General features: G+C 71.6%; 16 protein-coding genes, 1 tRNA gene and 2 pseudogenes. 10 read left to right on the top strand and 9 right to left on the bottom strand.

The window, feature by feature from the left end; genetic code table 11:
- The first annotated feature begins 69 nt into the window (after positions 1-69).
- Complete coding sequence (locus tag O7605_RS04775; RefSeq protein ID WP_269738085.1) at positions 70-1,326, top strand: erythromycin esterase family protein; 1,257 nt, start codon at positions 70-72, stop codon at positions 1,324-1,326.
- Between the two features lie 59 nt (positions 1,327-1,385).
- Here the strand turns inward: O7605_RS04775 and O7605_RS32070 are convergent.
- The 3 genes and pseudogenes from O7605_RS32070 to O7605_RS04765 form a co-directional block, all read right to left on the bottom strand.
- A pseudogene (locus tag O7605_RS32070) lies at positions 1,386-2,519 on the bottom strand (MMPL family transporter); the annotation flags it as partial.
- Between the two features lie 113 nt (positions 2,520-2,632).
- Positions 2,633-3,638: pseudogene (locus O7605_RS32065) on the bottom strand (MMPL family transporter); the annotation flags it as partial.
- Between the two features lie 36 nt (positions 3,639-3,674).
- A complete protein-coding gene (locus O7605_RS04765; protein WP_269738083.1) occupies positions 3,675-4,226 on the bottom strand; it encodes a TetR/AcrR family transcriptional regulator in 552 nt (183 codons plus the stop codon).
- Between the two features lie 125 nt (positions 4,227-4,351).
- Between O7605_RS04765 and O7605_RS04760 the strand changes: the two genes are divergently transcribed.
- Positions 4,352-5,161: an isocitrate lyase/PEP mutase family protein gene (locus O7605_RS04760; RefSeq protein ID WP_269738082.1), complete on the top strand. Its 810-nt coding sequence runs from the start codon at positions 4,352-4,354 to the stop codon at positions 5,159-5,161.
- A gap of 65 nt (positions 5,162-5,226) precedes the next feature.
- Positions 5,227-6,186 (top strand): DNA polymerase domain-containing protein, encoded by a 960-nt coding sequence (locus O7605_RS04755; RefSeq protein WP_269738081.1) that lies wholly within the window; start codon positions 5,227-5,229, stop codon positions 6,184-6,186.
- A 92-nt stretch (positions 6,187-6,278) separates the two neighbouring features.
- Here the strand turns inward: O7605_RS04755 and O7605_RS04750 are convergent, their stop codons facing one another.
- Positions 6,279-6,872, bottom strand: a complete 594-nt coding sequence (locus O7605_RS04750; RefSeq protein WP_443083871.1) for a hypothetical protein — start codon at positions 6,870-6,872, stop codon at positions 6,279-6,281.
- A 259-nt stretch (positions 6,873-7,131) separates the two neighbouring features.
- Here O7605_RS04750 and O7605_RS04745 point away from each other — a divergent pair, with 259 nt between their 5' ends.
- Together O7605_RS04745 and O7605_RS04740 are read left to right on the top strand one after the other, a co-directional pair.
- Entirely contained in the window at positions 7,132-7,380 is a 249-nt protein-coding gene (locus O7605_RS04745; protein WP_269738080.1) for a type II toxin-antitoxin system Phd/YefM family antitoxin, read from the top strand.
- Positions 7,377-7,760, top strand: a complete 384-nt coding sequence (locus O7605_RS04740) for a PIN domain-containing protein (protein ID WP_269738079.1) — start codon at positions 7,377-7,379, stop codon at positions 7,758-7,760. Before O7605_RS04745 ends, O7605_RS04740 begins: the two co-directional genes overlap by 4 nt.
- A 249-nt stretch (positions 7,761-8,009) precedes the next feature.
- On the opposite strand, the gene O7605_RS04735 is transcribed toward O7605_RS04740, so the two are convergent.
- The 4 genes from O7605_RS04735 to O7605_RS04720 all read right to left on the bottom strand — a co-directional run bounded on the left by O7605_RS04735 (position 8,010) and on the right by O7605_RS04720 (position 10,479).
- A tRNA-Arg gene (locus O7605_RS04735) sits at positions 8,010-8,081 on the bottom strand.
- A 59-nt stretch (positions 8,082-8,140) separates the two neighbouring features.
- Positions 8,141-8,833 carry a winged helix-turn-helix domain-containing protein gene (locus tag O7605_RS04730; RefSeq protein ID WP_269738078.1) on the bottom strand — a complete coding sequence of 231 codons (693 nt, stop codon included), beginning with the start codon at positions 8,831-8,833 and terminating at the stop codon, positions 8,141-8,143.
- A gap of 172 nt (positions 8,834-9,005) precedes the next feature.
- Positions 9,006-9,659, bottom strand: a complete 654-nt coding sequence (locus tag O7605_RS04725; protein ID WP_269738077.1) for a DUF305 domain-containing protein — start codon at positions 9,657-9,659, stop codon at positions 9,006-9,008.
- 1 nt (position 9,660) lies between these two features.
- The gene (locus O7605_RS04720) at positions 9,661-10,479 is read right to left on the bottom strand and encodes a DUF3105 domain-containing protein (RefSeq protein ID WP_269738076.1); all 819 of its coding nucleotides are present in this window, start codon (positions 10,477-10,479) and stop codon (positions 9,661-9,663) included.
- Between the two features lie 100 nt (positions 10,480-10,579).
- On the opposite strand from O7605_RS04720, the gene argS reads away from it, so the two are divergent.
- From argS to thrC, 4 genes are read left to right on the top strand one after another with little or no spacing between them, the layout of a single operon-like run.
- On the top strand, positions 10,580-12,244 hold the full coding sequence (gene argS, locus O7605_RS04715) for an arginine--tRNA ligase (RefSeq protein WP_269738075.1): 1,665 nt from the start codon (positions 10,580-10,582) through the stop codon (positions 12,242-12,244).
- 40 nt (positions 12,245-12,284) lie between these two features.
- Positions 12,285-13,670 (top strand): diaminopimelate decarboxylase, encoded by a 1,386-nt coding sequence (gene lysA, locus O7605_RS04710; RefSeq protein ID WP_269738074.1) that lies wholly within the window; start codon positions 12,285-12,287, stop codon positions 13,668-13,670.
- On the top strand, positions 13,667-14,989 hold the full coding sequence (locus O7605_RS04705) for a homoserine dehydrogenase (RefSeq protein ID WP_269738073.1): 1,323 nt from the start codon (positions 13,667-13,669) through the stop codon (positions 14,987-14,989). The genes lysA and O7605_RS04705 overlap by 4 nt, the downstream gene beginning before the upstream one ends.
- Positions 14,990-15,024: 35 nt before the next feature.
- Complete coding sequence (thrC, locus tag O7605_RS04700) at positions 15,025-16,074, top strand: threonine synthase (RefSeq protein WP_269738072.1); 1,050 nt, start codon at positions 15,025-15,027, stop codon at positions 16,072-16,074.
- A 175-nt stretch (positions 16,075-16,249) separates the two neighbouring features.
- Here thrC and O7605_RS04695 read toward each other — a convergent pair whose 3' ends face one another.
- A complete protein-coding gene (locus O7605_RS04695) occupies positions 16,250-16,816 on the bottom strand; it encodes a TetR/AcrR family transcriptional regulator (protein ID WP_269738071.1) in 567 nt (188 codons plus the stop codon).
- A 72-nt stretch (positions 16,817-16,888) separates the two neighbouring features.
- Between O7605_RS04695 and O7605_RS04690 the strand changes: the two genes are divergently transcribed.
- The gene (locus O7605_RS04690; RefSeq protein WP_269738070.1) at positions 16,889-18,784 is read left to right on the top strand and encodes an ABC transporter ATP-binding protein; all 1,896 of its coding nucleotides are present in this window, start codon (positions 16,889-16,891) and stop codon (positions 18,782-18,784) included.
- Positions 18,785-18,789 lie beyond the last annotated feature (5 nt).

Below are 18,789 nucleotides of genomic sequence, written 5' to 3'. Positions count from 1 at the left end.
GCGTAGCCGTCTCGGCACACCCCGGCGGGCCACCGCGTTTGCCCGTCGGGGTGCCGGGTAGCCGCAGGCATGCTGGTACAGCGGCTCGGCGCGCCGAGCGACCTCGATCCGTTGCTGGAGCGTGTCCGGGACGCGCGGGTGGTGATGATCGGGGAGGCGACGCACGGCAGCTACGACTACTACCGCATCCGGGAGCAGTTGACCCGCCGTCTGGTCGCCGAGTGCGGCTTCTCCTTCGTGGCGGTGGAGGGCGACTGGCCGGACTGCGACCGGGTGCACCGCTCGGTGACCGGTGCCCCGGGAGCGGCGGCCGAGCCGCAGACCGCCCTGGAGGGGTTCGAACGGTGGCCGACGTGGATGTGGGCCAACGCCGAGGTCGCCCGCTTCTGCCGTTGGCTGCGGGCCTGGAACATGGACCGGGCCGAGACCGCCCGGGTGGGTTTCCACGGGCTCGACGTCTACAGCCTCTGGGAGTCGATGCAGGCGATCTTCGACTACCTCGGTGAGGAGGAGCCGGCGTCGCTGGAGATCGCCCAGGACGCCTACCGGTGCTTCGAGCCGTACGGCAAGCGGGTCGAGGAGTACGGCGCGGCGAGCCGGTTCGTCTCCGCCCGGTGCGAGCAGGAGGTGATCCGGCTGCTGGCGCGTACCCGGCAACACGCCGCCGCCGACGGGCCGGACGCCTTCTCGGCCTGGCAGAACGCGGAGGTGGTGGCCGGCGCGGAGCGCTACTACCGGGAGATGGTCGCCGGTGGGCCCGGCTCGTGGAACGTCCGGGACATCCACATGACCGACACCCTGGATCGCCTGCTCGACCGCTACGGGCCGGGCGCCCGGGGTGTGGTGTGGGCGCACAACACCCACGTCGGTGACGCGCGGGCGACCGACATGGCCGCCGACGGGATGGTGAACATCGGCCAGTTGGCCCGGGAACGCCACGGCCCGGACCAGGTGGCGCTGATCGGCTTCGGCAGTTGGCGGGGCACGGTGATCGCCGCGCCGCGCTGGGGTTCGCCGGCGGAGGCGATGGTGGTGCCGCCGGCCCGGCCCGGTTCGCTCGAACATCGGCTGCACGAGCTGATGCCGGAGCGGGCGGTGCTCGTCTTCGGCGGGCCGGACCAGCCGGGTTGGGTCACCGACACGCTCGACCACCGGGCGATCGGGGTGGTGTACGACCCGTCGTTCGAATCGTGGGGCAACTACGTGCCGACCCGGCTGGGGGAGCGCTACGACGCCTTCATCTGGTGCGACGAGACCACCGCGCTGCATCCGTTGCCCGCCCTGGCCGCCCCAGGCGAGATGGAGACCTATCCGGCCGGCGTCTGAGCCGGCGTCGACCCGGCCCTCCACCCGACGTGCGGTGAAGGGCCGGGTCGCCGTGCGGGTCAGGCGCCGGCACCGACCTTGTCGTCGAGCCGGGCGCGCAGCTTCTCGCCCTCGATGTCGACGTTCGGCAGCGCCCGGTCCAGCCAGCGGGGCAGCCACCAGGCCACCTTGCCGAGCAGCGACATCACCGCCGGCACGATGGTCATCCGGACCACGAAGGCGTCGATGGCCACGCCGATGGCGAGCGCGAAGCCCATCGACTTGATCACCGGGTCGTCGAGGAAGATGAAGCCGCCGAAGACCGAGGTCATGATCAGAGCGGCGGCGGTGACCACCCGCGCGCCGTGCCCCATCCCGTTGATGGTGGCCTGCTGGGCGGTGTCGCCGTGGACGAAGTCCTCCCGCATCCGGGAGACCAGGAACACCTCGTAGTCCATGGCCAGGCCGAACAGGATGCCGATCAGCAGGATCGGCAGGAAGCTGATCAGCGGGCCGGGTGTGTCCAGGCCGACCAGGTCGGCGAGGTGACCCTGCTGGAAGACCGCGACCGTGATGCCGAAGGTGGCGGCGACGGTGAGCAGGAAACCCAGCGCCGCCTTGACCGGCACCAGCACCGAACGGAACACCAGCATCAGCAGCAGGATCGACAGGCCGACCACCAGCGCCAGATAGATCGGCAGCGCGTCGGAGAGCTTCTCCGAGATGTCGATGCCGATTGCGGTAACCCCGGTGAGCAGCACGTCGGCGCCCTGGATGTCACCGACGGCGGTGCGGATGTCGTGCACCATCGTCTCGGTGGCCGGGTCGGTCGGGCCGGTCTGCGGGATCACCCCGAGCAGCGCGGTCCGGCCGTCCGGGCTGAGCTGCGGCGGGGCCACGGCGAGCACGTTGTCGGTGCGCTGGACCAGGGCGGTCACCTGCGGGATGGCGGCGGCGGTGGCACCGGCGTCGTCGCCGGCGACAACCACCGCGAGCCGGCCGGTGAAGCCCGGTCCGAAGCCCTCCGTGATCAGGTCGTTGGAGACCCGCGCGGCCGAGCCGACCGGCGCGGTACCGGCGTCGGGCAGCGCCAGGCGCATGTCCGGTGCTGGCAACGCGAGCAGCCCCAGGCCGAGCAGGCCGACCAGGATCACCGGAATCCGGAACCGGGTGATCAGCCGGGCCCAACGGAAGCCGAACGCCGAGGTGTCCTCGCTGCCGTTGGTGGCGGTCTCCGGTGCCGCGCGGTGGGTGGTCACGTCGCTGCGGCGGGCGGCGTCGTCCGGGACGTCTTCGGCGGTCAGCGCCACCGGCACCGACGAGCGCAACCGGCGGGGCAGCACCCGGCGACCGGCGAAGCCGAGCAGCGCCGGTTGCAGGGTGATCGCCACCAGCACCGCGACGGTGACGGTACCGGCGGCGGCCAGACCCATCACGGTCAGGAACGGGATGTTCACCACCGCGAGACCGGCCAGGGCGATGACGACCGTGGCTCCGGCGAAGGTCACCGCCGAGCCGGCGGTGCCGACCGCCCGGCCGATCGCCTCGTCCGCCGGCATGCCGTCGAGCAGGTTCTGTCGATACCGCGAGGTGATGAAGAGCGAGTAGTCGATGCCGACGGCCAGGCCGAGCATCAGCGCGAGGATGGGTGCGGTGCTGGTCAGCTCGATGACGCTGCTTAGTGCGAAGAGGCCGGCCATGCCGACGCCGACGCCGATCAGCGCGTTGAGCATGGTCATGCCCGCGGCCACCAGCGAGCCGAAGGTGACCACCAGGACGACGAGGGCCACCGCGACGCCGATCGCCTCGGTGGAGCCGACCTCGGGCTCGGTGTTGAGCACCTCACCGCCGGGCGCCACCTGCCAACCCTGGGCCTCGGCCTCGGCGCCGAGCTGCTCGTACGCCTCCCGCTGTTCCTCGGTGATCTGGTCGGCGCCGTCGTTGAACTGCACCTGGATCAGCGCGTACTGGCCGTCGGGAGAGACCGAGCCGACCTGGAACGGGTCGATGGCGGCGAGCACACCGGGTACCGCCGTGGCCTCCTGGGTGACCGACTGGATGACCGACTGGCCCTCGGGTGTGCCGAGCTGTCCCGGAGCGGGCGCCTTGACCGCGATGGTGCCGGTGGCGCCGGCCGCCGCCGGGAACTGCTCGTCCAGCAGGTCGAGCGCGCGCTGCGACTCGGTGCCGGGCATGGTGAAGTTGCTGGCCGTCGGGCCGCGCAGGGTCGCTGCTGCCAGGCCGAGCCCGACGAGTACGACGAGCCAGATCGCGGCGACGAGTCGCCGCCGACGCATCGATCCCCGGCCAAGCCGGTAGAGCAGGGTCGCCATGAGGTCCTTTCCCTCGGTCGTGGATGGTGGGACGGGTCAGTGGGCGGGCGGTTCGAGCGCCCGGCGCATCAGGCCCAGCAGCGCGTCGCCCAGTTCCTGGTCGGGCACGTCGGCGAACTGGCCGCAGGTCTCGGCGATGCCGGCGAGCAGCACCAGCGCGGTGATCCGGGCGGAGGGCCGCTCGGACCGCCCGGCGAGCGCGTCGATCAACCGTTCGGAGATCTGCTGGATGTGGGCGAAGTCGGGCTGTTGCAGCAGCTCCGTGAACTCGCCCCGGAGCAGGGCGATCTCACCGCGGAACCGGACCGCGAGGTCGACGAAGCCTTCGGCGGCGACCCGCTGCGCGGCGGCCGGTCCGGGCTGGGCGGCGATCCGGTCGTCGAGTGACCGCAGCACCTCGATCGCGGGTGCCATCAGCTCGGTGAGGATGGCCTCCTTGTTGGCGAAGTGGTACAGCACCGCCGCCTTGGAACAGCCCACCTCGGTGGCGATGTCCTGCAACGAGGTGCCCCGGTAGCCGGTGGCGGCGAAACGTCTCGCCGCCGCCGCGAGGATCTCGCCGTGCGTCTGCGGGGTGGTGCGGGCCATGATTCCCAGCATGCCTGACCGATCGGTCAGAGCTGACCGATCGGTCAGATCAGTGGCGTTTCCCACAACCAGGTGCGCCGAATTGGCTCTCCGGGTGGCTCCGCGCCGTAGCGAGAATCGGGGTCATGACCGACTCGACGGCGGCCCGGGCGGTCGCGCTTCGTGCCCTGCACCGCCCCGGCGACCCGCTGGTGCTGCCCAATGCCTGGGACGCCGGCTCGGCCCGGGCGGTGGTCGACGCCGGTTTTCCAGCGGTGGCGACCAGCAGCGCGGCCGTCGCCGAGTCACTCGGATACGGCGACGGCGAGCGCACGCCACCGGGCGAGATGTTCGCCGCCGTGACCCGGATCGCCCGCGCGGTCGCCGTTCCGGTCACCGCCGACCTGGAGCGGGGCTACGGTCTGCGCCCGGACGAACTGGTCGCCCGGTTGCTCGACGCCGGGGCGGTCGGGCTCAATCTGGAGGATTCGGATCCGCGTACCGGCGTCATGGTCGATGCGGAGGAACAGGCCGACCTGCTGGCCGGGGTGCGGGCTGCGGCGGACGACGCCGGGGTGGGGGTGGTGCTGAACGCCCGGGTGGACGTCTTCCTACGGCCCGGTGCGGAACCAGCCGACCGGCTCGCCGAGGCGGTCCGCCGGGCGCGCCGCTACCTGACGGCCGGGGCGGACTGCGTCTACCCGATCCTGCTGGCCGACCCGACGCAACTGCGGGATGTCGTGCAGGCCGTGGCGGCGCCGGTCAACGTGCTGGCCCGCCCCGACGGACCGGGACGGACGGCACTGGCCGCCCTGGGCGTGGCCCGGATCAGCTACGGCTCCGGCCTGTACGCGGCGACCCGCGCCCACACCGCCCGGCTGCTCGCCGCCGTCGCCGCCGGTGAGCCTCGCGGTGGGCGGCCGGGCACCCTCCTCCCGTGGAGCCTGTCGAGCTGACGGCGTCAACGGATCACCTGCGGGTTCCGGTTGACCGCGGGGCTTCCGGCCGGGATGGTGATCGGATGGGGGCTGACGAGACCCGGGACGGGGTCGCGCTTACCAATCTCGACCAGCCGTTGTTCGACGGGTCGGGAGCGAGCAAGCGCGACCTGGTCGACTACCTCGACGCGGTGACCGACCGGATCGTCCCGCAGTTGCGCGGCCGTCCGCTGTCGGTGGTCCGGGTACGTCCGGGACAGCCGCAGTTCATGCAGAAGAACCTGCCGCGGTACACCCCCGACTGGGTACCTCGGGTGTCGATCTGGGCCGAGGCGTCCCACCGGGAGATCGCGTACGCGCTCTGCGACGACCGCCGTACCCTGCTCTGGTTCGCCAACCAGCGGGCCGTCGAGTACCACCCCACCCTGGCCACGGTCGGGGACCTGAGCCGTCCCACCCACCTGGTGCTGGACCTCGACCCGCCGGAGGGCGGTGGGTTCGCGGCCGGGGTGGCGGCCGCGCTGCTGGTCCGGCAGGCCCTCGCCGACGCCGGACTGGCGGGCGCGGTGAAGACCAGCGGCGCCAAGGGGGTGCACGTCTTCGTCCCGGTCGAGCCCGGCCCCGACGCCGAGGAGCTGGCCGCGGCCACCCGGGCCCTCGCGGCTCGGGCGGAGCGCCTGGATCCCGCGCTGGCGACCACCGCGTTCATCCGCGAGGACCGGGGTGGCAAGGTCTTCGTCGACCCCACCCGCACCGGCGGCGCGACGGTCGTGTCGGTGTACAGCCCCCGACTGCGTCCCGGCGTGCCGGTCTCCTTCCCGGTGCCCTGGCCGGACCTGGAGTCGGTCACCGCGGCGGACTTCACCATCCGGACGGTCCCGGCGCTGGTGGCACAGCGGGATCCGTGGGCCGAGCTGATGCCGCCACCCCAGCGGCTTCCCGCCGAGCTGATCGACGAGGGACGGACCATTCCGGTGCCACGGGTGCAGGCCATGCACGAGGGCCGCCGCCGGGCCCGCGCCCGGCGCGCCGCCGCGGACTGAACAGGACGAGCGCCCGCGCCGGTTTTCCTGCCGCCGGCACGCCGACGGGCCGGACCGTGGTGGCGGTCCGGCCCAGCGGCTGGTCGAGCGGATCAGAGCATCCAGCGGTGGCGCTGCACGAAGGGCAGCCGGGCCCAGAGCCGGCCCAGACCCCAGGTGTGCCCGGCGTACGCGGCGGCCAGGGCGACCAGGACCACGGCGTAGATCAGGTGGTAGTCGACCACCGGGTTGGTGGAACCGGTCGGGTCACCACCGGCGGTGAACCGGGCCAGCGGAAACTCGGCCAGCCACATCAGCGCCATCATCAGGGTGCCCGAGGCGGCCGCCACCCGCAGACCGACGCCGGCGATCAGGGCGAGACCGATGGCGGCCAGCCCGACCATGAAGAGTGCGTTCGCCCACCAGGTCCCGGCGATCGAGTGGGCCACCGACTGCAACGGTCCCACCTCGACGTTGGCGAGGAACCCCTTGGTCGGCGAGCCGCCGTTGATCCAGGCTCGCTCGGTCGGGGTGGCGTAGCCGAGGCCGAAGGTCTTGTCGAGGAAGGCCCAGAGGAAGACGAGGCCGGTGGAGATCCGCAGCACGGCGAGGGCCCGGGCGGCGGTCGTGGTCAGCATGGCGCCGGGCAGTTCGGCGTGCTCGAGCGGGCGCTCGATCGAGCGGTGGGTGCCCTGGTGGACGGTCATCGTTGCCTCCGTGGTCAGCTTCTTACGTGACCACTCTCGCCCGGCGGCGGGCCGTCGCGCGCGGGCCGGAACACCCGAAGCCGCCAGGACCAAGGTCCCGACCTCGGCAGGCCGCTCAGCTGACGGCGACTACGCCTCACCGCTGCCTGGGACGCGGCGATCGGAGCTTGATCTGGCTGTGCTCACGGCGACCTGCGTGATCGTCGGGACGCAGCCGACGAACGTCGACGGCGCGTAGCACATGTGCTACGTTGAGCTTATGCATGAAGTGGGGCTGCGGGAGATGCGGCAGAACGCCAGTGACCTGGTACGCCGGGCGCAGGCGGGTGAACGCTTGACGATCACCGTCGCCGGCCGGCCGGCAGCCGTGCTCGGCCCGGTCAGTCCTCGAACCTGGCGCGAGTGGGACGACCTTGCCGGCGTGTTCGACCAACCCACAGACCCGGGGTGGGTCGACGATCGGAATCTCCTGGACGACACCGTCACCGATCCGTGGGTCGAGCGGTGAGTCGGGGCATCCTCGACACCAGCATCCTCATCGCCACCGATGTAACCCCCATTCCTGGTGAGCTGGCCATCAGTGTCGCCAGCCTCGCCGAACTCCAGTTCGGTGTCCTGGTCGCGAAAAGCGCCGAGGCGAGGGCGCTGCGGTTGGCGCGGTTGAGTGCCATTCAACGTCGATTTGATCCGCTGCCTATCGACGAAGCGATCGCCGACAGCTACGCGCGGTTGGCCGCACGGGTCGTCGAGACCGGCCGCCAGCCGCGAGCCAGGGTGATGGACCTCCTCATCGCCGCAACGGCCCACGCCCACGACGCCGCCGTGTACACCCGTAACGCCGAGGACCTCACAGGTCTCGAAGACCTCATCACGATCCACCGCATCTGACTCCCGCCGCGCACATTGGCTTGGTCGCAACGGCAGAAGAAGCCGCAGATCTGGTGGTCGAGAGTCTGCCCGGCTCACAGATCATCGGGCAGAACCCGGAACGCCGGATGGCTGCTCAGCGGACGGATAGCTCGAAAGTCCCGCCGGTCAAGCGTCAAACCGCATCCGTCTCATACTGCTCGGCGAGCACTACCTTCCCGGAAGGCTCCCGGGATGCGGCCGGGCCACTACAGATCTTTCAGAAAAAGGTGCCCCCGGCAGGATTCGAACCTGCGCCCCCGCCTCCGGAGGGCGGTGCTCTATCCCCTGAGCTACGGGGGCTCAGCGACTGGAGAAGACTAGCAAACGCCCCTCCCGATCGCCCAATCGGTATCGGCGCGTCAGGCGGCGAGTGCGCGTCCGCAACTGGGCAGCGGGTGCGGCACGATGCGCCGGGGGAGTCGGCGCGGCCATTCGTTGCGGGCCCAGGAGCCGTCCACGATCAGGTGTACGGTGCGCCGCTCGGCCCCGCTGAGTCGGTGCACGAACTCCCGGGGCAGTGGTGGATCGACCGACGGGGTGGTGACCATGAACCGGACCCGCCCCCGCGAGGAGACCGCCGAGATGACGTCGGCCGCCGGCATGGTGCCCCGCAGCCGGACCCGGCCGACCCAGTAGACCTCGGCCAGGTGTTCCTGGGCCGCCCGGGTGATCGTCGGGTACTCGCTGCGGACCCAGCGTTCGACCGCCCCGACGCAGAGCCCGCAGGCCCGTTCGCGGGGCTCGCGCGGACCCAACCCCCAGGCCCGCAGGTACGCCCCGACGACCCCCACGTCAAGCGTCAGGCCGAACTGCTGCTGGATGAGGGCGTGCAGACTCTGGCGGGTCCACAGCTCCTCGTCCAGACCGAACGCGTCGGGGTAGACGCCCCGAAGGGTGTCGATCAGTTCGAGTTCCTGTTCGCGGCTGAGTGTTCCCGGCTCACCCTGCCGCTGTCCGCGACGGACGGCTGCCACCGCTCCGTCACCGCCGATGGTGTGGCGTCGGCACCAACTGGTGACCGAACGCCGCGCGTCTCTGAGTGCAACCCCCACGTCCCGGACAACGAGTGCACTTCCCTCCAAGTAACCCCTAGAGGGAAAATCGGTCTTATATCCCCAAGGTGGGGCGGAGAAGGCGAACTAGCTGGCACCTGGATGCCTACGCGTCGCCGCCCCGCTCGTTTGACGAGCGGGGCGGCGAGGGTTGATTCGGCAGGCGAGCGGCTCAGCCGTCGGCAGGGGTCATCCGGCGCAGCTCGTTGATCTCCTTCTGCTGTGCCTGCTTCGATGCCTCGGCCAACCGGACCACCTCGGGCCGGTCCGACACCTTGAGCACACCGTCGGCCATGTGAACGCCGCCAAGATGGTGGTCGATCATCAGCTTGATGAAGAGTCGGTCGACCTCCACGCCCTGGGCCTCGTGCAGCTGGGTGATCTCCTCGCGGGTCGCCATGCCCGGCATCAGCCCGTCCGGGCCCACCGGCACCGCGTCGGGCATCCACTCCATCGCGGGCCGTGAACCGGTGGGCAGCAACTCCCACTCCTGCAACCAGCGCTGCATGTGACCGATCTGAGCCTGCTGGGTCAGGGCCATGTCGTAGCCCATCTGCCGCAGCGCCGGATTCTGCGCCTTGGCGTACGCGATCATCGCCATCTCCACCGCCTGGGCGTGGTGCCGGGACATGTCCCGGGCGAAGCCGGCCTCGGCCGAGTCGTCACCCGGGGCCCGGTCCGACACCAGGGTCGCGGCCGTCCACCCGACGCCGAGCAGCAGCACCGCCGCCATGACCAGGGTCAGGTAGCGCAGCGTCCGGGACGGCCGGTGTAGTTCGGTGCCGTTGTGCTCCGCCGGGGTCGCCTCCTGGATGGCGCTGGACATGTCAACCACCCGTCGGCGGAGCCAACTCGCGCGGCTCGGTGCCGGTGCCGGTCGTGTAGTTGCCGGACGAGCAGGGCACACCCGGCTCGATCGAGGCGTTCTGCGCCAGCGTGGTGGCGAACTCCTTGATCCGCGGGTCGTCGGCGCTGTCGACCTTGAGCTGGTAGCCCCACGCCTGCAGCGACACGGCGGCGTCCAGGCCCTCGTACGGGCTCATCAGCATGAAGTCGTTGCCCCGGATCACGCTGGCCAGCTTCTCGACGTCGGCCGCGGGCAGGTCCGGGCGGTAGGTGAGCCAGACCGAGCCGTGCTCCATGCTGTGCACCGCGTGCTCGGACGCGATAGGCGCGTCGTAGACGTCACCGAGGCACCGCTGCCAGGCGTTGTTGTGCGCGCCACCGACCGGCGGGCTGTACTTGTATTCGATCTTGCCGGACTGGTGCGACTCGTAGGTGAGGCTCTCCGGGTCGGTCTCGCGGTAGTTGACGATGCCCGCGATGTCGGCCGCCTTGTCCTCCCAGGACTGGCTGCCCTTGAAGGTCGCCCAGGCACCGAATCCGATGATCGACGCGGCGAGCACGCCGACGGCGACGAACAGCGCGATCGGTCCCCACGACCGACCCTGGCTGACCTTCACCGGGGTGATCGGCTTACGTGGCCCCTTGCCGCCCCCCGCGCGCTGGGCCGAGCCGGCCTTGCCCGGGCCAGCCTTGGCTCCGGTCGCCTTGGCGCCGGCGGCCGGCCGTCCCGCCGCCGGCTTCTTGCCGGTGCTGACCACAGTCGGGCGGCGCTCCGGGCCGCCCGGGGTGCTGATACTCATCGTGCCTCGTCAGGTCGGTCGGTCAGGGGCTCTGGCGGGCGGGGTTCGGTTGCTGGGTCGCCGCCGCGGGGACCGAGTCTACCCCCGATAACATGGATCGGTGACTCCAGCAGAACTCGCCGAAGCCGTCCTCGCCGCCGCTCACGCCGTCTTCGCCGACCGAGAGTGGGACCGCGCCGCGCTGCCGGGGCACACGACGGTCGAGCGACCGCGCAACCCGGAGCACGGCGACTACGCGGCCACCCTGGCGCTTCAGCTGAGCAAGAAGGTCGGCCTGCCGCCCCGGGAACTGGCCGCCGCGCTCGCCGCCGAGCTGGCCAGCACGCCGGGGATCAAGTCGGTCGAGATCGCCGGCCCGGGCTTTCTCAACATCCGGCTCGACGCGGCCGCCGCGGGACAGCTCGCCCGTTCGATCGTCGAGGCGGGCGATGAGTACGGTCGCGGCGACCGGCTCGCCGGCCTGAAGATCAACCTGGAGTTCGTGTCGGCCAACCCGACCGGTCCCGTGCACATCGGTGGCGTCCGCTGGGCGGCGGTCGGCGACGCGTTGAGCCGGCTGCTGCGGGCGACCGGCGCGGAGGTCGGCACCGAGTACTACTTCAACGACGCCGGCTCGCAGATCGACCGCTTCGCCCGCTCGCTGCTGGCCGCCGCCCGTGGCGAGCCGGCGCCGGAGGACGGCTACGGCGGCGCGTACATCGCCGAGATCGCCGAGCAGGTCACCGCCCGGCGGCCCGACGTGCTGAGCCTGGACGACGCCGCCGCCCAGGAGGTCTTCCGGGTCGAGGGTGTCGCGTTGATGTTCACCGAGATCAAGTCCTCGCTGCGGGACTTCGGGGTCGAGTTCGACACCTACTTCAACGAGAAGGACCTGCACGATCGCGGTGAGCTGGAGCACGCCCTGACCCGGCTGCGCGAGCAGGGCCACCTCTTCGACTCCGACGGCGCCACCTGGCTGCGGACCACCGACTTCGGCGACGACAAGGACCGGGTGCTGCGCAAGTCCAACGGTGAGTGGACCTACTTCGCCGCCGACTGCGCCTACTACCTCGACAAGCGGGAACGGGGCTTCGACCGGGTCGTGATCATGCTGGGGGCGGACCACCACGGCTACGTCGGCCGGATGAAGGCGATGGCCGCCTGCTTCGGTGACGACCCCGAGCAGACGCTGGAGATCCTCATCGGGCAGCTGGTGAACCTGGTCCGCGACGGCGCGCCGGTCCGGATGAGCAAGCGGGCCGGCACCGTGGTGACCCTGGAGGACCTGGTCGACGCGATCGGGGTGGACGCCTCCCGCTACGCGCTGGCCCGGTACTCCAGCGACTCGCCGATCGACATCGACATCGAGCTGTGGACCCGGGCCACCCGGGACAACCCGGTCTACTACGTGCAGTACGTGGCGGCCCGCACGGCGAGCGTCGGCCGCAACGCCGCCGAGGTCGGCCTCACCAGGGGCGACGCGGCGTCGTTCCGACCCGAGCTGCTCGACCACGACAAGGAGAACGAGCTGCTCAAGGCGTTGGCTGAGTTCCCCGCCGTGGTGGCCGCCGCGGCCGAGCTGCGTGAGCCCCACCGGGTGGCCCGGTTCCTGGAGGACCTGGCCGGGGCGTACCACCGGTTCTACGACAACTGCCGGATCCTGCCCCGGGGCGACGAGGCCGTCACCGACCTGCACCGGGCGCGACTCTGGCTCAACGACGCGACCCGGGTGGTCATCGCCAACGGGCTGCGCCTGCTCGGCGTCTCGGCGCCGGAGCGGATGTAGTGGTGAGCGGTCCCGCGGTCGCGAATCCAGGGAGGCAATGATGCGGGCGCACGAGGCGGGCGCGCTGCACGGCGACATCGGTAACCGGGGGCCGGCCTGGCTGCGTACCCCGGACGACGTGAACGCCCTGGTGCCGCAGTTGTGGCCGCGCAACGTGACGCGCGCCGCCGACGGCGCGCTCACCGTCGCGGGCCTGGGCGTACGCGACATCGCCGCCGAGTTCGGCACCCCGGTGTACGTGCTCGACGAGGACGATCTCCGCTCGCGCTGCCGGGACTTCCAGGCCGCCTTCCCGGACGAGGACATCTACTACGCGGGCAAGGCCTTCCTCTGCCGGGCGGTGGTCCGGATGATCGCCGAGGAAGGCATGTTCCTCGACGTGTGCAGCGGCGGGGAACTGGCCGTGGCGCTGGCCGGCGGGATGCCGCCGGAGCGGATCGGCTTCCACGGCAACAACAAGTCGGTGGCCGAGCTGAGCCGGGCCCTCGACGTCGGGGTGGGGCGGATCATCGTCGACTCGTTCCACGAGATCGAGCGGCTCACCGCGCTGGCCCGTGAACGCGGCGTACGGCCCCGGGTGCTGATCCGGGTCACCGTGGGGGTGGAGGCGCACACCCACGAGTTCATCGCCACCGCCCACGAGGACCAGAAGTTCGGCTTCTCCCTCGCGGGTGGGGCGGCCCTGACCGCGGCGCTGCGCGTGCTCGACGAGGACGTGCTGGAGCTGCGCGGGCTGCACTCGCACATCGGCTCGCAGATCTTCGACACCAGCGGCTTCGAGGTCTCCGCCCGTCGGGTGCTGGCCCTGCAGGCGCAGATCCGCGACGCCCGCGGCGTCGAACTGCCCGAGCTGGACCTCGGCGGTGGTTTCGGCATCGCGTACACCTCGCAGGACGATCCCGCCGCCCCGCACGACCTGGCCAAGCGGCTGCGCAAGATCGTGGACTCGGAGTGCGCGGCGGAGCGGCTGGTCACGCCGCACCTGTCCATCGAACCGGGGCGGGCGATCGTCGGCCCGGCCGTGTTCACCCTCTACCAGGTGGGTACGGTCAAGGACGTCGACGGCATCCGGACGTACGTCAGCGTCGACGGCGGGATGAGCGACAACATCCGGACCGCCCTGTACGACGCGTCGTACTCGGCGACCCTGGCCTCCCGGGCGAGCACCGCCGGGCCGATGCTCGCCCGCGTGGTGGGAAAGCACTGTGAGTCCGGGGACATCGTGGTGAAGGATGAATTCCTGCCCGCCGACGTGCAGCCCGGAGATCTTGTCGCGGTGCCCGGCACGGGCGCGTACTGCCGCAGCATGGCCAGCAACTACAACCACGTGCCCCGCCCCGGCGTGGTCGCGGTTCGCAACGGCCGGGCCCGGCTGATCGTTCGACCGGAGACCGAAGAGGACCTGCTCGCTTTGGATGTGGGATGACGTCACCTGTACGCCTCGCCCTGCTCGGCTGCGGCACCGTCGGTGCCGAGGTGGTCCGGCTGCTGCACGAGCAGTCGGCCGACCTCGCCGCCCGCGTCGGTGCCCCGTTGGAGATCGCCGGCATCGCCGTGCGCCGGATCGGGCGGGACCGCGGCGACCTTCCCGTCGACCCGGCCCTGTTCACCACCGACGCGCTCGGGCTGATCAAGCGGGACGACGTCGACGTGGTGGTCGAGGTGGTCGGCGGCATCGAGCCGGCTCGCGGCTGGCTGGTGGAGGCGTTGCGGGCCGGCAAGAGCGTGGTCACCGCCAACAAGGCGTTGCTCGCCGAGGACGGCGGCGCCCTGCACGACGCGGCGGCGGAGGGCGGCGGCGACCTCTACTACGAGGCGTCCGTGGCCGGGGCGATCCCGCTGCTGCGCCCGCTGCGTGAGTCGCTGCACGGTGACCGGATCACCCGGGTCACCGGCATCGTCAACGGCACCACCAACTTCATCCTCTCCGCGATGCACGCCACCGGTGCCGGGTTCGCCGAGGCGCTGGAGGAGGCCACCGAGCTGGGGTACGCCGAGGCTGACCCCACGGCCGACGTGGAGGGCTTCGACGCCGCCGCCAAGGCGGCCATCCTCGCCTCGCTGGCCTTCCACAGCCGGGTCGCCGCCGCCGACGTGCACCGCGAGGGCATCACCGAGGTCACCGCCGCGGACGTGGCCAGCGCCAAGGCGATGGGCTGCACGATCAAACTCCTCTGTATCGCCGCGCGCGGCGCCGACGGGCAGGGCCGGGAGGCGGTGAGTGTCCGGGTGCACCCGGCGATGATCCCGGTGACCCATCCCCTGGCCAGCGTGGGCGACGCGTTCAACGCGGTCTTCGTGGAGGCCGAGGCGGCCGGGCAGCTGATGTTCTACGGACGCGGTGCCGGTGGGGCGCCGACCGCCAGTGCGGTGCTCGGTGACGTGGTGGCGGTGGCCCGCAACCGGCTCGCCGGAGTCCGCGCGGCCAGCGAATCCGCGTACGCCGACCTGCCGGTACGCCCGATGGGTGAGGCGCTCACCCGCTACCACATCAGCCTCGACGTGGCCGACCGGCCCGGTGTGCTGGAGTCGGTGGCCGGGGTGTTCGCCCGGCACGACGTCTCGATCGCCACCGTCCGGCAGGGGCCGGCCGCCGGTGCCGCCGGCGCCGCCGGTGACGCCGTCCTGGTCATCGTGACCCACGTCGCGCCGGACGCGGCGCTCGCGGCGACCGTCCGGGAACTGCGGGGGCTGGACATCGTCCGGTCGGTGGCGAGCGTGCTGCGGGTCGAGGGCGGGCTGTGAGTGGCCGGGTCAATCGTGGAGGCGAGGAGAGCGTGATGTGGCGTGGTCTGATCGAGGCCTACCGGGACCGGTTGCCGGTCACCGAGGCCACGCCGGTGGTCACCCTGCACGAGGGGAACACTCCGCTGCTGCCGGCGCCGGTGCTCTCCGCCCGGCTCGGCTGCGACGTGTACCTCAAGGTGGAGGGTGCCAACCCGACCGGCTCCTTCAAGGACCGGGGCATGACGATGGCCGTCTCCAAGGCGGTCGAGGCCGGTAACAAGGCGATCATCTGCGCCTCCACCGGCAACACCTCCGCCTCCGCCGCCGCGTACGCGGCCCGGGCCGGGATGACCTGCGCGGTGCTGGTGCCGCAGGGCAAGATCGCGTTGGGCAAGCTGGCGCAGGCGCTCGTGCACGGCGCCAAGCTGCTCCAGGTCAACGGCAACTTCGACGACTGCCTGGCGCTTGCCGCCAAGCTCGCCCAGGACTACCCGGTCGCACTCGTCAACTCGGTGAACATCGACCGGCTGCACGGCCAGAAGACGGCCGCCTTCGAGATCGTCGAGGCGCTCGGCGACGCACCCGACATCCACTGCCTGCCGGTGGGCAACGCCGGCAACATCTCCGCGTACTGGATGGGTTACGCGGAGGACCATGACGCCGGCAACGCCAGCCGGCGACCGAAGATGTACGGCTTCCAGGCGGCCGGCGCGGCGCCGATCGTGACCGGGCAGGTGGTGGCCGAACCGTCCACCATCGCCACGGCCATCCGGATCGGCAACCCCGCGAGCTGGACGAAGGCCCTGGACGCGCGGGACACCTCGGGTGGCCTGATCGAGGCGGTCACCGACCGGGAGATCCTGGCGGCGTACCGGCTGCTGGCCCGGGAGGTCGGCGTCTTCGTGGAACTGGGCAGCGCGGCAAGCGTCGCCGGCCTGCTCCAGCAGGCCGCCGCCGGCCGGGTGCCGGCCGGCGCCACGGTGGTCTGCACGGTCACCGGGCACGGTCTGAAGGACCCGGAGTGGGCCATCTCCACCGCACCCGCCCCCGTCACCATCGCCAACGACGTGCTCCTCGCCGCCCGCTCCCTCGACCTCGCCTGACGGCTCCGCGCGCGGCCGTAACCCGATGTCGCCACCCACCGCCATCGCCCGAGATGCGACCCCTACCCGCAGCACCCGCCGATCATGCAGTTGTGGCACCTCACAAGGGTGGATGAACGTGTGCGTTTCGGGAGCCACAACTGCATGATCGCCGCGAGGGCGGCTGGTGGGGAAGTCAGGGGCGGGGGGTGACGGCGCCGGCGACGGTCCGGGTGACCAGGCCGAGCACCTCGTGGCGGGACACGTCGTGTTCGGCCAGGTAGCTCCAGCCCGCGTAGAGCTGTGCCCAGAGCACGGACTGCAACCAGGTGGCGGGCAATGCCGGATCGATGCTGCCGTCGGCGTGTCCCCGGCTCACCAGAGCGTGGAAGTCGTCGTCGCAGACACCGGTGGCCCAGGCGGGGTCGGTGACCAGTTGCGGCTCGGCGAAGACCAGTGAGAGCAGGTCGCCCAGGTCGAAGTACTCGACGCAGAGCCGCTGCAGGGCCTCAGCGCCGGTGCCCTCTGCCAGCCGGGCGCGAGCGGTCGCCCGGTTGAGCCGGGCGACACCCTCGTCGACCACGCCGGCCAGCAGGTCCGACCGCTCGGCGAAGTACCGGTGCAGGGTGGTCCGGCCGACCTGCGCCACGGTGGCGATCTCGCCCAGGCTGGCCGCCGGATTGCGGCTCAGAACCTCGATCGCGGCCTGCAGGATCGCCTGCCGGGTCCGCGCCCGACTGCCGGTCTCCTCGGTGGTCACCACGGAGAGAGGGTACCAATGTGCGATTTCGGAATTCTGATTGCCCGTTATGGAACATAGGTGTTCCATAACGGGATGACTGCGAACGCCACTACCGCATCGACCCATCCGCGGCCGGCCGACTCCTGGGCGGCCGGCCGTCCGGGCCGGACCCACCTACTGCTCGCCTACCTACGGCCACACTGGCCGGCGATGTTGCTCGGGCTGCTGCTCGGCCTGCTGGCCAACGCCGCCGGGCTGGCCACCCCGCTGGTGACCAAATGGGTGCTGGACACCCTCGGTGCCGGCGGCTCACTGTCCCGGCCGGTGACCGTGCTGTTCGCCCTCGTCGTCGTCGGTGCCGGCATCTCGCTGTGGCAGTGGGTGCTGATGGGCGGCGTCGCCGAGCGGGTGGTGCTCGACGCGCGGTCCGGTGTGATCCGCCGCTATTTCGCCGCCCGGATCGACCAGCTCACCCGCCGGCCCGGCGGCGAACTGGTCACCCGGGCAACCTCCGACCCGGGGCTGCTGCACGAGGCGTCCGGCAGCCTCGTCGGCCTGATCAACGGTGCGGTGGCGCTGGTCGGGACGCTCGTGCTGATGGGCACGCTCGATCTGGTGCTGCTGGCCACCACCCTGGTCGCGGTCGTCGTCGTGGCGGTGCTGATGGGCCTGCTGCTGCCGTCGATCGGGCGGGCCCAGGAGGCGGCGCAGGAATCGGTGGGACGACTCGGCGGGATCCTGGAGGGTTCGCTGCGCGCCATCCGTACGGTCAAGGCCAGTCGCGCCGAACAGCGCCAGGCTGGTCTGATCATCAGGCACGCGCAGGACTCGGCACGGCACGGCGTACACGCCGCCCGCCGCGCGGCGACCGTCTGGACCATCTCCTGGACCGGCCTCCAACTCGCCGTGATCGTCATCCTCGGATTCGGAGCGGCGCGGGCCGAGCGTGGCCTGATCGAGGTGTCCACCTTGATCGCTTTCCTGCTCTACGCCTTCCAGCTGATGGGGCCGATCAGCGAGTTGACCCAGAACATGACGGCCATGCAGGCGGGTATCGCGGCGGCCGGCCGCCTGCGGGAGATCGAGGCCATCGCGGTCGAGCCCGGTTCCCGGCCGACCGGTCAGCCGACACCGGTACCCGCCGGACCGCTCGGGCCCGTCGGATCGGAATCCGGCGACGTCGTGCTGACCTTCCAGGACGTCACCGCACGGTACGCCCCGGGGGCGCCACCCGCCGTACGCGGCATCGACCTGGCGATCCCCCGTCGTGGCCACACCGCCATCGTCGGGCCCTCCGGTGCCGGCAAGACCACCCTGTTCTCCCTGCTGCTGCGCTTCCTCGAACCGGAGCGGGGTCGACTGCTGCTTTACGGCCGTCCCTACCCGGAGCACACCCCCGTCGAGATCCGTGGCCGGCTGGCCTACGTCGAGCAGGAGGCGCCGGTGGTGCCGGGCACCGTCGGGGACAACCTGCGCTTCACCCACCCGGACGCCAGCGACGAGGAACTCTGGGCCGCACTGCGCGCGGTCGACCTGCACGACCGGGTCGGCTCGCTCGACCTCGGGCTGGACGCGCCGCTGAGCGCCACCACCGTCTCCGGCGGCGAGCGGCAGCGCATCGCGTTGGCCCGGGCGGTGCTGCGTACCCCCGACGTGCTGTTGCTCGACGAGGCGACCGCCCAGGTCGACGGCCTCACCGAGGCGGTGATCGGCCGGTGCGTGCGGCAGCGGGCCACGGTGGGCGCGGTGGTGACCATCGCCCACCGGCTCTCCACCGTGCTCGACGCCGATCAGATCGTCGTGATGGACCGTGGCCGGATCCGGGCCGTCGGCGACCACGCCACCCTGCTGCGCACCGACGAGCTGTACCGCGATCTGGTGGCGTCGCTGCGGATCAGCACCGCCGAGAGCCCGCCCGACCCGGAATCCGGTGGACCGAGCGGGTCGGGCACACTGCTCGTACCCCTCGACCGTCTTCCCCAGGAGTGAGCCTC

Origin of the sequence: Verrucosispora sp. WMMA2121 (assembly GCF_027460185.1) — a bacterium.
GTDB classification, from domain to species: Bacteria; Actinomycetota; Actinomycetes; order Mycobacteriales; family Micromonosporaceae; genus Micromonospora; species Micromonospora palythoicola.
Note: the sequence above shows the minus strand (reverse complement) of the source record. Positions and strands in the feature narration are given on the sequence as shown.

Excerpts from the sequence above, each read along its gene's own strand:
- O7605_RS04725 (WP_269738077.1), bottom strand. The coding sequence starts at position 9,659 with ATGTCCAGCGCCATCCAGGAGGCGACCCCGGCGGAGCACAACGGCACC.
- O7605_RS04760 (WP_269738082.1), top strand. The coding sequence starts at position 4,352 with ATGACCGACTCGACGGCGGCCCGGGCGGTCGCGCTTCGTGCCCTGCAC.
- thrC (WP_269738072.1), top strand. The coding sequence starts at position 15,025 with ATGTGGCGTGGTCTGATCGAGGCCTACCGGGACCGGTTGCCGGTCACC.
- O7605_RS04775 (WP_269738085.1), top strand. The coding sequence starts at position 70 with ATGCTGGTACAGCGGCTCGGCGCGCCGAGCGACCTCGATCCGTTGCTG.
- lysA (WP_269738074.1), top strand. The coding sequence starts at position 12,285 with ATGCGGGCGCACGAGGCGGGCGCGCTGCACGGCGACATCGGTAACCGG.
- O7605_RS04765 (WP_269738083.1), bottom strand. The coding sequence starts at position 4,226 with ATGGCCCGCACCACCCCGCAGACGCACGGCGAGATCCTCGCGGCGGCG.
- O7605_RS04705 (WP_269738073.1), top strand. The coding sequence starts at position 13,667 with ATGACGTCACCTGTACGCCTCGCCCTGCTCGGCTGCGGCACCGTCGGT.
- O7605_RS04750 (WP_443083871.1), bottom strand. The coding sequence starts at position 6,872 with ATGACCGTCCACCAGGGCACCCACCGCTCGATCGAGCGCCCGCTCGAG.
- O7605_RS04755 (WP_269738081.1), top strand. The coding sequence starts at position 5,227 with ATGGGGGCTGACGAGACCCGGGACGGGGTCGCGCTTACCAATCTCGAC.
- O7605_RS04720 (WP_269738076.1), bottom strand. The coding sequence starts at position 10,479 with ATGAGTATCAGCACCCCGGGCGGCCCGGAGCGCCGCCCGACTGTGGTC.
- O7605_RS04745 (WP_269738080.1), top strand. The coding sequence starts at position 7,132 with ATGCATGAAGTGGGGCTGCGGGAGATGCGGCAGAACGCCAGTGACCTG.
- O7605_RS04690 (WP_269738070.1), top strand. The coding sequence starts at position 16,889 with ATGACTGCGAACGCCACTACCGCATCGACCCATCCGCGGCCGGCCGAC.